Here is a 12400-nt window from a genome sequence, read left to right as displayed (position 1 = left end):
ATCGGACGCTTTCGGCTCAGGTCGAGTAGGCGGAGTTCTCGTGGACGTAGGCGTGCGTGAGGTCGTTGGTCCAGATGGTCGCCGAGCTCTCTCCCGCCTTGAGGTCGACCGTCACGGTCACCTTGCGGTCGGAGAGGTCGACCCGTTCGCGAGGCTCCGCCTCGCCACTGCCGCCGTCGCGGCAGACCCACACGCCGTTGAACGCCACGTCGAGAGTGGTCGGGTCGAAGGCGGCCTTCGTGGTGCCGACCGCGGCCAGGATGCGTCCCCAGTTGGGGTCCTTGCCGAAGACGGCGGTCTTGAACAGGTTGCTGCGCGCGATCGCGCGACCGACCTCGACCGCGTCGTCCTCACTGGCCGCGTGGATGACCTCGATCGCGATGTCGTGCTCGGAGCCCTCGGCGTCGGCGAGAAGCTGCTGGGCGAGATCGTGGCAGACCTGGCGGACGGCGGCGGCGAAATCCTCCGTTGACGGTGTGACCCCGGACGCCCCGCTGGCCATCAGCACCACCGTGTCGTTGGTGGACATGCACCCGTCGGAGTCCAGCCGGTCGAAGGTGACCCTCGTCGCGGCGCGCAGCGCCTGGTCGGCGGTCTCGTGGTCGACCGCCGCGTCGGTGGTGAGCACCACGAGCATCGTCGCGAGCGCGGGGGCGAGCATGCCGGCACCCTTGGCCATGCCGCCCACGGACCAGCCGTCGCCCACGTAGGCCGCTTGCTTCGACCGGGTGTCGGTGGTCATGATCGCGGTCGCCGCGAGGTCTCCGCCGTCAGGCGACAGCTGGTCGACCGCCTTCGCCACACCGGCGAGCACCGCGTCACGCGGGAGCTGCTCGCCGATCAACCCGGTCGAGCAGACCACGACGTCGATGGCGCCGATCCCGAGCTTGGTGGCGACCTCCTCAGCGGTCGCGTGCGTGGTCTGGAATCCCTCGGGACCGGTGTAGCAGTTGGCGCCGCCGGAGTTGAGCACGACCGCGCGCGCCCGGCCGTCAGCGCAGACCCGCTCGCTCCACAGGACGGGGTTCGCCTTGCACCGGTTGGTGGTGAAGACCGCCGCGGCGACGTCGCTCGGGCCGTCGTTGACGACCAAGGCGAGGTCGAGCTGACCGTCGGACTTCAGGCCCGCGGCGACACCCGTGGCGCGGAAGCCCTTCGGAGTCGTGACACTCACGATCTCTCCCCTGCGAGGTGGTCGGGACGTGGGAGGCGCCAGGCGCCAGGTGGACGATGGGACAGCGCACAGTCGGGGGTGGTCACGACGCCGGCCCACTCACGGTGCGAGCCCGGTCGCGGTGAGGCCGGTCTGCTCCGGCAGCCCCAGCGCGAGGTTCATGCACTGGACGGCTCCACCAGCTGTCCCCTTGGTGAGGTTGTCGATCGCCGCGACGACGACCAACCGGCCGGCGCGCTCGTCGACCGCGACCTGCGCGTGCACCGAGTTGGAGCCGATCGTCGACGCTGTGGTCGGCCAGGTGCCTTCCGGGAGGAGCTGGAGGAACGGCTCGTCCGCCCAGGCCTCGGCGTACGCGGCGCGCGCGCGTGCCGCGTCGACTCCTGGCTTCACCCGTGCCGTGCAGGTGGCCAAGATGCCGCGCGGCATGGGAACCAACAGCGGGGTGAACGACACGCGGAGGGGTCCGGAGGCCACGCGTCGGAGGTTCTGCTCGATCTCCGGGACGTGGCGGTGCACGCCACCCACGGAGTAGGCGGACGTCGACCCCATCACCTCGCTGGCAAGCAGGTGGGGTTTGAGGCTCCTTCCCGCTCCCGAGGTGCCGGACGCCGCGACGACGACGAGGTCATCCGGCTCGACGAGGTCAGCAGCCAGGGCCGGCACCAACGCGAGGCTGACCACGGTCGGGTAGCAGCCCGGCACGGCGATGCGACGCGCGCCACGCAGTGCCGCGCGCTGGCCCGGAAGCTCCGGAAGCCCGTACGGCCACGTGCCGGCGTGTTCCCCGCCGTACCACTTCTGCCACGCGGCTGGGTCTTCCAGCCGAAAGTCCGCGCCGCAGTCGATGACCAGCGTGGTCTCGGGGAGGCCGGCCGCCAGAGCCGCGGACTGGCCGTGCGGGAGCGCCAGGAACACCACGTCGTGCCCGGCGAGGGACTCGACGCTGGTGTCCGCGAGCACTCGGTCGGCGAGGGGCACCAGGTGCGGATGGTGCTCGCCCAGTCGGGTTCCCGCGTTGCTCCCAGCGGTGAGCGCACCCACCTCAACCTCAGGATGCTGGAGCAGGATCCGCAGGAGCTCCCCGCCGGCGTATCCGCTGGCACCGGCCACCGCGGCCGTCAGTCCCATGGCACGTCCTCCCTCAAGACTTGCATGAGTATGCCGTACATCGCAATCTCATGCAAACTGAGGGTGGCGTCGTGTCACGCGCTCCGGCTCAGGTCGGCGAGCTCTCCCGGGTGACGATCTTCGCCCCGGCCAGCGTCAGCTGCTCGGAGAAGTGGCACGCCGCCAGCCGGTCGACGCCAACGCGCCGCAGCTCGGGCCTCGTCGCCTCACACGTCTCCGGCTGGACATGCGGGCACCGCGTGTGGAACAGGCAGCCGGCGGGCGGATTGGCGGGATCGGGAAGATCGTCGGGAAGGCTGTGCTCGTGCCGGTTGCGGCGATTTCTCGGGTCCGGCAGCGGCACCGCGTTGAGGAGCGCCTCGGTGTACGGGTGGCGCGGCGCCGAGTACAGCGCGCCGGTCTCGGCCGTCTCCACGATCGAGCCGAGGTACATGACCGTCACGCGGTCACACAGGTGCTCCACCACCGACAGGTCGTGCGAGATGAACAAGTACGTCAGGTTGTACTCGTCCTGCAGATCCGCCAAGAGGTTGAGGATCTGCGCCCGCACCGACACGTCGAGAGCTGAGACGGCCTCGTCCGCGATCACCAGACGCGGCTCGGTGATGAGCGCCCGCGCGATGTTGATTCGCTGACGCTCGCCTCCGGAGAACGCGTGCGGATACCGGTGCATGTACTCCGGGCGCAGGCCGACCCGGCGCAGCATCTCGGCCACCCGGTCCTCGATCTCCGAGCCGGACGCCAGCTCGTTCGTCTTCAGCGGCTCGCCGACCAGCTGGAGCAGCGTCATACGCGGGTTCAGCGACGAGTAGGGGTCCTGGAACACCACCCGGATCTCCCGGCGGAACGGCGCCAGCTCGCGCTTGCGCATCCCGGCGAGATCCACGACCCGTCCGTCCTTGGTGCGGTAGTAGATGTGCCCGGACGTCGGCTGCAGCACGCGGGCCAGACAGCGGCCCACGGTCGTCTTGCCGCAGCCAGACTCCCCCACCAGGCCGAGCGTCTCCCCTTCCCGGATGGCGAAGCTCACCCCGTCGACAGCGCGGATCACACCCGTCGTCCGGCCGAACGCGCTGCGTCGGATGGGGAAGTGCATCGCGAGGTCGCGCACCTCGACCAGAGGTGGTGTGTCGTCGTCAAAGACACGCTCCGGACGTTCCCGAGGTGTGACGGTGGTGCTCGACCGCGCCGCGCCCCCATCGACCGCGGCGGCGTCCGCCGGCACGTCCGCCGCACGCCCTGTGGCGACCGCGACGTCGCTTCTCAACGCGCCATCGGCGTCGTAGAGGTGGCACTGGGCCTGGTGGTTGGCCCCGAAGTCGATGAGCGGCGGGCTCGTCTGCTCGCACAGACCGGGGATGGCGTGGTCGCACCGGGTGTGGAACGGGCAGCCTTCCGGCCGGTTCTGCGGATGCGGGACCATGCCGCGGATCGTGGACAGTCGACGACGCTTGTTCGACCCGCGCATCGTCGGGATCGACCGCAGCAAGGCCTGGGTGTACGGGTGCTTGGGGTCTTCGAAGATCTGCTCCACGGTTCCGTGCTCGGCGACCCGACCGAGGTACATCACCGTGACCTCGTCCGCGATCTCGGCGACGACGCCGAGGTCGTGGGTGATGAAGACCATCGACATGCCCGTCTGGTCCTGCAGGTCCTGGAGCAGGTCGAGGATGCGCGCCTGGGTCGTCACGTCCAGTGCCGTCGTGGGCTCGTCGGCGATCAACAGCGCCGGGTCGCACGCCAGCGCGATCGCGATCATCACCCGCTGGCACATGCCGCCGGAGAGCTGGAACGGGTAGGCGTCGATGCGACGTTCCGGCTGCGGGATGCCGACGCGGCGCAGCTGGTTGATCGCCCGTTCACGAGCCTCCTCCTGCGACACCTTCTCGTGCAGCAGGATCGCCTCGGTCAGCTGGGCGCCGACGGTGTACATGGGCGACAGCGAGGCCATCGGCTCCTGGAAGACCATGCCGATCTCGGACCCGCGAATCCTCCGCATCCGATCACCACGCGGGTCGAGCTTGGCGAGGTCCACCCACTCGCTGTCCAAGTCGGGACGCCACTCGATGCTTCCGTCGACGATCCGGCCTGGACGCTCCACCAGCTGCAGGATGGACCGGGCGGTGACCGACTTGCCGCAGCCAGACTCACCCACCACACACACCGTCTTGCCTTGGGGCACCTCCAAGCTGACCCCGTCGACCGCCTTCACCAGACCCTCGTGGGTGCTGAAGTGGGTGTGGAGGTTCCTGATGCGCAGCAGCACGTCGGTGTCATCGACGTCGGACGACGCCGACGCCTGGTGACTCGGCCGCGACTCCTCGCGCGTGCGACCGCCGCCTTCGATGATCTCCCGAGATCGCTGGATCTGATTCATGGGTCTCCTCGCAAGCGGGTCGCTAGTGCTTGTACGGGTCGGCCGCGTCACGAAGCCCGTCGCCCAGGAAGTTCAACGACAAGACGGTCACCACGACCATGACGCCTGGAAGCATCAGCCACGGCGCGGTGGCCACGACCCGAATCTGCTGAGCCTCTTGGAGCAGCACTCCCCAGCTCACCACCGGCGCCTGGAGCCCGAGGCCGAGGAACGACAGCGACGTCTCCGCCAGGATCATGCCGGGGATGGACAGGGTGAGCGAGGCGATGAGGTGGCTGGTGAACGACGGCAACATGTGACGGAAGATGATGCGCGGCTGGCTGGCACCGTCGACCTCGGCCGCCGTGACGAAGTCCTCCTCTCGCAGTGAGAGGAAGCGACCCCGCACCACCCGTGCCAGGTCCGTCCACGCGATCAGCGACAGGATGACCGTGACCGCGAAGTAACGCCGCAACGGACCCCAACCGGGCGGGACCGCCGCCGCCAGTCCGAGCCACAACGGCAGCGTCGGGATCGACATGAAGAACTCGACCGCCCGCTGGATGACCAGGTCGACGACACCACCGAAGTACCCGGAGATGCCACCCAGCACGATGCCGAGGACGAACGCCACCGCCACGCCGACCAAGCCGATCGACATGGAGACGCGCGCCCCGTGGATGATGCGCGACAGGAGGTCGTGTCCGTTCCGGTCGGCGCCCAGGAGGTACATCGGCGGGCCGTCGGGGTCCGCCGGTCCGATCAGGTGAATGTCGCTCGGGATGAGACCGAAGAGCTTGTACTCCTCACCCCTCGCGAAGAGCTTGACCGGCACCTTCTGGCTCTCGTCGACGCTCCAGGTCAGCTCGAGCGTCTCCGGGTCCTGCTCGGACGTGTAGCCGTAGACGTAGAGCCCCCAGTCGCCGTCGTCGACGAAGTGCAGCCGCTGTGGTGGTGCGTAGGCGTACTCGGGGTCGTAGTGGCTGCTGGAGTACGGAGCGAGGAACTCCGCGAAGATGGCCATGAAGTAGACCAGGAGGGTGACGATACCCCCGGTCACCGCGAGCCGGTGCCGCTTGAACCCCCACCAGACCAGCTTCCACTGCGGCGCGACCGCGACGGCGCTCTCGCTCGTGCTCGTCGCGACGGCGTCATCCTCGACCGGCGGCCGAGCCTCGGGCTGCTCCCGAGGGGACAGTAGCTGTGTCATGTCTGCTCCCACCTACCGGTAGCCGAGTCGGACCCGGGGATCGAGCCAGGCCAGCAGGAGGTCCGAGATCAACGTCCCGATCACCGTGAGCACGCTCACGATGAGGATGATCGAGCCGGCGAGGTACATGTCCTGGCTCTTCAGCGCGTCCAGGAGCAGCGGACCGGTGGTCGGCAAGTTGAGCACCTGCGACACGATGACCTCGCCGGAGAACAAGCCGGGGAGGACCCAGCCGACCGTAGAGACGAACGGGATCAACGCGGTCCGCAGGGGGTACTTGACCGTGAGCCGCCGCTCAGGCAGGCCGCGCGCTCGGGCCGCGATGACGTACGGCTTGTGGAGCTCGTCGAGCAGGTTGGCCCGCAGCACCCGGATGAGACCGGCGGTGCCGGCGGTCCCCAGCACGACAATCGGCACCCAGAGGTGAGCCAGCAGGTCGAGCACCTTGCCCAGGTTCCAGGCGGCGTCCTGAAACTCTTCGGAGAACAGGCCACCCACGCTCTGGTTGAAGTAGGTCATGCCGATGTACATCAGCACCAAGGCGATGAGGAAGTTCGGGATCGCCAGGCCCAGGAAGCCGAACGTGGTGGCCAGGTAGTCGCCCACCGAGTACTGCCGCACCGCGGAGTAGACGCCGATCGGGAACGCCACCACCCACGTGAACAGCAGCGTCGACACGGCGAGGATGACGGTGAACGGTAATCGCTCGGCGAGCAGGTCGGTGACCGGCTTGTTCCAGGCGAACGACTGCCCGAAGTCCAGATCCATGATGATCGCGCCCATCCACTTCAGGTACTGCACGTAGATGGGCTGGTCGAGCCCGTAGCGCTTGGACAGGGCCTCCAGCTGCGCCTGGTCGATCTGGTCGCCCTGTGCCTGCAGCTGCGACACGATGGTCGTCAGGTAGTCACCGGGCGGTAGCTGGATGATGGCGAACGCGACCACCGAGATGACGAACACCGTCGGGATCATCAGCAGGACCCGCCGGCCGACATAGGACAGCACGACCCCTACCTCCTCGCTCCCCGGTGACAGGGCCTGCCTCGGTCGACTGGACGCACCACCGCTCCAGGTCGTCGGACGCCGGACGCTCTCCAGGCGATCGGCTCGGGCGAGCGTGGCCGTGGTCCGCTGAGCTGGTGCGGCCGCAGGCCGTCCTTGACGGCGGCGCGGGCCCCGACGACGGCGTACGCCGACGAGGGCCCTCCTCGGCGGTGTCCGGAGGGAACGGACGCTGACGCACCGCTCCAGCCGACTGGGTGGCCCGGCAGCGGCCGGTCATCGTCTGTCGCCGTCATCGTGCACCCCCTCTCCGGGCGGCCGCGCATCCACACAGCTGCGGTAAGCGCTCTCCCGACGCCCCAGCCGACATAGGTGGTATGGCCAGCTGCCAGCAGCGACGGACACCTGACCAGGCGGGCGACACCGCCTTGTCACGCGTCCGCGCGCATGGTTGTGGGCCGACGATAAGGGACGATCACCAAGCGAACAACTGCGTGACGACCGCTTGACGAACACGGGTCCGTAACCGGACAAGTGCCGGGGAAAGCGCCAAGGCGCGCGCCGTGGCGAAGCCCAGGCTCGCTCTCCTCCGCGGGGTGACCTACCGAACTGAGCCCGGCGAGCTTGCCTCCGAGGGGCCCGTATCTCCGAGACCCCTTACCTCCAATGGACACCGCGGCCCGCGGAACCTAATCTATGCTGCGGAATGGGTCGGGGCATTGCCGCGATCGCGAGGCATCCGCGCGCCCTGGCGCTGGCGGATGTCTCGCGATCCTCGCCTCATCGGCACCGGCGAGTTCGGGTCGCATCGCCTCCAGCGCGTTTCAGGTGACGCTCTCGATGACGTGCTCAGCGGGAGCCCACGTGTCCCTCGAGGCGAACACCGGTCACCCGCCATCGACGAGTGGCTCGGCGGGCTCCCGACGCCGATCAGACCGCCGGCCCCACAGCACGTCGTCGGGGAAGACTGACGTGGCACCGGTGGGCGGCGTCGCTTGGTCCGACGGCTTCGCAGCGCCAACCGCCGGCCCCGGAGGAACGTCGACGCGGCCTGGACGCGCCCGCCAGGCTCGTCTCCCGCCGACCGGTCTCACCCGCGGCACGCGGCCCTGGCTCGCCGCGCTCCGCCGCGTGCGCCTCAGTCCTCGGGCACCTCGTGCTGCTCTTCTCGGGTGCCCTCCGCGTCCCCCTCGGCGCGCCTGGCACGAATCGGCCGGTCACTCGCGGTCAGGCAGCGGCCAGTGCTCAGGTCGAACTCGTAGCCGTGCATCGTGCACCGCAGGCGGTCCCCATGGAGCTCGCCGAAGTGGCCCAGGTCTGCCCCCCGGTGCGGACACTTGCGCTGGACCATCCAGTCGCCGAGCCGGATCTCCTCCGGGGAGTCCTCCTGCTCGGCGTACCAGCGCTCGGCGTAGGCCATGCGCTCCGGTGACAAGCACTTGAAGAACGTGTAGACGAACTCGTTGTACGGGCCGATTCGCGAGGCGCGGAACCGCATGCTGAGGAAGAGACTGTTCACCCAGTCGACCTCACCGTCGGCGAGAAGCCGCTCCACGAGTGGCCGCTCGAACCGGAACCGATACCGGCACTTCTCACCATTCCACGGGCGCACCTCTCGGTCGATGAAGTCGATCACGATCCTGTCCTCATCGCCGATCTCGAGCAGCAAAGGCGCGCCGACGCCGGTGCAGACGCGGTCGGCCATCCGGAGCAGCGGCTCCATGCGTCGCTTCAGCTCACCGAGGATGTCGATACCTGGCGCCGGCCACGACGCTCGTTCCATCGCGATCCTGCTGCGCACACGCTGTGCGTACGCCTTGAGGTAGGAGCGCTTGTCCTCGTAGACCTTCAGCGCGTCCTCGCTGGGATGGCGCACGATGGCTTCGCCGTTGGCGACCCGGAGCGTGCTTCCCGGCACCATGAGCAGAGCGTTGGAGCGACCGTGGGAGCGGAGGTACTCCACGAAGACGGTGTGGTCCGGGAACGGATTCGCGGGTGAGTTGTCGACGTCGTTGAAGCCGATGAGGTCGTCGTCCAAGAACGCGGGCGGCCCCGCCGAGGGGACGACGTAGCGCGCGTCGATCTCTTCGACGTAGCGGTACGCGCGAGCCAAGCCGTTGGCGCGTTTGCTGGTGCCGAACGCGGTCTTGGCGTTCTCGGGAAGGTCGTACACCATGGGCCACCAGTTCGCCCCCGAGAACTGCAGGAAGTGCGCGTCGAAACGGCCGAAGGACTTCAGGGGTTCCAGGTCGATGGGCTTGGCGTCGTTCTGGTTGAGGATCGCCGCCTCACCGTCGTCCACCGCGAGAGCGGAGTCGCCGATCGGGCCGTCACTGGGTGAGACCAACGCCACGATCATGACGCGAAGGCCCCGGTCGAGGGTGATCGGCTGCGAGTTCGGCACGTGCACGAAGGACCGGAAACCGAGGGCGCGAAGCGCGTTCTCCAGGTCAGGCGTGCGGTAGTCCGGCAACAACACGGTCGTGTCGTGCGAGACGCCGTCGCGGAGGAAGTCGGGGTCGTAGTGGTCGCGGTGCAGGTGCGACACGTACAGATAGTCGGGCTCTCGGTACGCGGCCCAGTCGAGCTGACTGTTGTCGGGAAACGGGAACCAGGACGCGAAGTAGGCCGGGTTGACCCACGGGTCGCACAGAATGGTTCCACCCTTGCTTTCGATGAATAAGCCGGCGTGGCCGACGGAGGTCACCTGCATCGCGATCGAAGACACCTTCCGCGGGTTTCTCGAAAAAGCGTGTCGCCAAAACCGGCGTCGTGCATTGAGGCGACGACGATCGGTCCGGCTCGCCCTTATCCTGAACCCATCGCGGGGGTGATCGGTCCGCCTTTCGACAAGGAGGGACCTTCGTCCATCAACCGGCACGCGTGCACGGCCGGGAGCGAGTGCGCGACCACAAGGAACGCCCAAGAGAAGTGCGACGTGCGTCGCTGGACGGACGGCTGCCTGGGCGGGAGACGATCCCCCGCCCAGGGGCTGGACCGTGGCTCAGGTGACCGAGGGTCGGCTCACGAGCAGGCGCTCAGGCGCCGCGTTGCACCGCGCCCGTGCGGCGGGCGGCCTCGTCGACGGCAGCCTGCTTCGCCGCCTGCACCTCCGAGTCGGTGAGCGTGCGGTCGGGCGCCCGGAAGCGCAGCGCGAAGGCGAGCGACCTGGTGCCCTTCGGAATCTGCTCACCCGTGTAGATGTCGAACAGCCGCACCGACTCCAGCAGGTCGCCAGCGCCGTCGCGGAGCGCCGCCTCGACCTCGGCCACCGGAACCTTCGCGTCGACGACGAGAGCGACGTCTTCCTTCGCCGGTGGGTACGGCGAGATGCGGGGCGCGGGGACCGGTGTGGTGACCAAGCCGAGGAGGTCGAGGTCCAGCTCCATCGCGCACGCCCGCGCGGGGAGCCCGTACGCTTCCACGACCTTCGGGTGGAGCTCCCCGGCGTACCCGACGACTCGATCGTCGACCACCAGCTCGGCGCACCGACCCGGATGCCACGGGGCGGTGTCCCCAGCTCGCACCGTCAGTTCCACACCGGCCGCCTCGGCGACCACCCGCGCGGCCTGCACGGCGTCCGCCCAGATGGCCGCGCGGCCTGGACCCCACCAGCTCGCTGGCTGTCGATCGCCGGTGAGGACAACGGCCACCCGGCGCGGCTGCCGTGGCAGCGCTTTGTCGAGCGCCGCGACCTCCTCGTCCGTCGGTCGTCGGTCCACGCTCGGGCGCGGTGCCGGAGGCGCGTCCGGATCGGGATGGAAGACCAAGCCCATCTCGAAGAGCGCGAGGTCGGTCATGCCGCGGCCGACATTGCGCCGGGCGACGCCGAGCAGCCCGGGAAGGAGCGTGGTCCGCAGGAACGGCTCCTCCTCCGAGAGCGGGTTGGCCAACCGCAACGCCCGCCGGCGTGGGTCGTCCTCCGGTAGCCGGAGCCGGTCGAAGTCGGCCGGACCGATGAAGGGATACGCGAGCACCTCGACATAGCCGGCGCCGGCAAGCATCCGGCCGATGGTGCGACGCAACCGCTGCTCGGCGGTGAGGCCTCGGCCAGGAGGTGCCACCGGCAGCACACTCGGCACCGTGTCGTACCCCTCGAGCCGAATGACCTCCTCCGCGAGGTCGTTGGGGTCGGTGAGGTCCGGTCGCCACGAGGGTGGGGTGACGGTGAGGAGGTCGTCCTCGACTCGCACGTCGCAGCCCACCGACCGCAGCCACCGGACGGTCGTGTCGGCGTCGATCGAGGAGCCGGCCACCCGGGCGGGATGGTCGGCCCGGATCGTGATCGTGCGCGACGTCGGCGCCGTGCCGACGAACGTCGACCCCGCGATGCGTCCGCCGCCGAGCTCGACGAGCATCTCGGCGACCCGGCGAGCGGCGTACGCCTGGATCGTCGGGTCGGCACCACGCTCGAAGCGGCGGGACGCCTCGGTGGACAGCTTGTGGCGACGCGACGTGCGCGCGGTCGTGATCGGATCCCAGTACGCCGCCTCCACGACGACCTCGGTCGTCGTGTCGGAGAGCTCGGTCGACTCGCCGCCCATGACGCCGCCCAAGGCGATGGGCCCGGAGTCGTCCGTGACGACGAGGTCCTCGGGGTCGAGCTCACGGGTCACGCCGTCCAAGGTCTGGATCTTCTCCCCCGGCTCGGCACGCCGCACCACGATGGGGCCCCGCAGACGAGCCCGGTCGTACCCGTGGATCGGCTGACCGAGCTCGAGCATGACGTAGTTGGTGACGTCGACGGCGAGCGAGATCGGTCGCATGCCGGCGAGCTGGACACGGCGCGCCAGCCACCGTGGACTCGGCACCGTCGGGTCGAAACCGACCACCGTGACGGACGCGAACGCCGGGCAGCCGACCGGGTCGTCCACGCGCAAGGGGTAGCCGTCGTCGGACAGCGGCGGCGAGCTGAACTGATCGAAGCCGACGTCGACCGGATCCTTGAACGGCACACCGAACGCCGTGGCGGCCTCGCGGGCGACGCCCCGAATCGACATCGTGTAGCCCCGGTCGGGCGTGACCGCGATGTCGAGGACGTCCTCGCGCAGATGCAGGATGGGAATGGCGTCGTCGCCGGGCTTACCCTCGTGTGGACCGAGCACGAGGATCCCGGTGTGGTCGTCACCGACCCCCAGCTCTCGGGCCGAGCAGATCATCCCGTCGGAGATGTGCCCGTAGGTCTTGCGCGCGGTGATCGCGAAGTCACCGGGCAGGACCGAGCCCGGCAGCGCGACGACGACGAGGTCCCCCTCGGCGAAATTGCGGGCTCCGCAGACGATGCCGCGTGGCTCGGCCTCACCGACGTCGACGCTGCACCAGCGGATGGTCTTGCCGTTCTTGTGGGTCTCCTCGGTGAACGACAGGACCCGGCCCACCACGAGCGGCCCGGTGACGTCCGCGCCCGCCTCCTCGACGGTCTCGACCTCCAGGCCGACACGGATGAGCCGGTCGGCCACCTCGCGGGCCGTCACCTGCTCGGGCAGGTCGACGTACTCCCGCAACCAGGACATCGGGACCCGCATCA

7 protein-coding genes are annotated in these 12400 nt (G+C 69.2%); all 7 read right to left on the bottom strand.

The window, feature by feature from the left end:
- Positions 1–16: 16 nt before the first annotated feature.
- The 7 genes from argJ to pheT all read right to left on the bottom strand — a co-directional run bounded on the left by argJ (position 17) and on the right by pheT (position 12398).
- Positions 17–1174 carry a bifunctional glutamate N-acetyltransferase/amino-acid acetyltransferase ArgJ gene (argJ, locus tag DFJ64_RS17190; RefSeq protein ID WP_115851367.1) on the bottom strand — a complete coding sequence of 386 codons (1158 nt, stop codon included), beginning with the start codon at positions 1172–1174 and terminating at the stop codon, positions 17–19.
- A 99-nt stretch (positions 1175–1273) separates the two neighbouring features.
- Positions 1274–2305, bottom strand: a complete 1032-nt coding sequence (argC, locus tag DFJ64_RS17185) for an N-acetyl-gamma-glutamyl-phosphate reductase (RefSeq protein WP_115851366.1) — start codon at positions 2303–2305, stop codon at positions 1274–1276.
- 88 nt (positions 2306–2393) lie between these two features.
- Positions 2394–4682, bottom strand: coding sequence for an ABC transporter ATP-binding protein (locus DFJ64_RS17180; protein ID WP_115851365.1), 2289 nt, complete (start codon positions 4680–4682; stop codon positions 2394–2396).
- A gap of 22 nt (positions 4683–4704) precedes the next feature.
- Positions 4705–5871, bottom strand: a complete 1167-nt coding sequence (locus DFJ64_RS17175; protein WP_115851364.1) for an ABC transporter permease — start codon at positions 5869–5871, stop codon at positions 4705–4707.
- 12 nt (positions 5872–5883) lie between these two features.
- A complete protein-coding gene (locus DFJ64_RS17170; RefSeq protein WP_115851363.1) occupies positions 5884–6876 on the bottom strand; it encodes an ABC transporter permease in 993 nt (330 codons plus the stop codon).
- Between the two features lie 1135 nt (positions 6877–8011).
- The gene (locus DFJ64_RS17160; protein WP_115851361.1) at positions 8012–9586 is read right to left on the bottom strand and encodes a Rieske 2Fe-2S domain-containing protein; all 1575 of its coding nucleotides are present in this window, start codon (positions 9584–9586) and stop codon (positions 8012–8014) included.
- A gap of 325 nt (positions 9587–9911) precedes the next feature.
- Entirely contained in the window at positions 9912–12398 is a 2487-nt protein-coding gene (gene pheT, locus DFJ64_RS17155; RefSeq protein ID WP_115851360.1) for a phenylalanine--tRNA ligase subunit beta, read from the bottom strand.
- Between the last annotated feature and the right edge of the window lie 2 nt (positions 12399–12400).

Source organism: Thermasporomyces composti (assembly GCF_003386795.1).
In the GTDB taxonomy this organism is placed as follows: domain Bacteria; phylum Actinomycetota; class Actinomycetes; order Propionibacteriales; family Actinopolymorphaceae; genus Thermasporomyces; species Thermasporomyces composti.
This window is presented reverse-complemented; position numbering and strand designations above follow the sequence as displayed.

Coding starts and splice junctions, on each gene's coding strand:
- DFJ64_RS17175 (WP_115851364.1), bottom strand. CDS start 5,871: ATGACACAGCTACTGTCCCCTCGGGAGCAGCCCGAGGCTCGGCCGCCG.
- DFJ64_RS17180 (WP_115851365.1), bottom strand. CDS start 4,682: ATGAATCAGATCCAGCGATCTCGGGAGATCATCGAAGGCGGCGGTCGC.
- DFJ64_RS17160 (WP_115851361.1), bottom strand. CDS start 9,586: ATGCAGGTGACCTCCGTCGGCCACGCCGGCTTATTCATCGAAAGCAAG.
- pheT (WP_115851360.1), bottom strand. CDS start 12,398: ATGCGGGTCCCGATGTCCTGGTTGCGGGAGTACGTCGACCTGCCCGAG.
- argC (WP_115851366.1), bottom strand. CDS start 2,305: ATGGGACTGACGGCCGCGGTGGCCGGTGCCAGCGGATACGCCGGCGGG.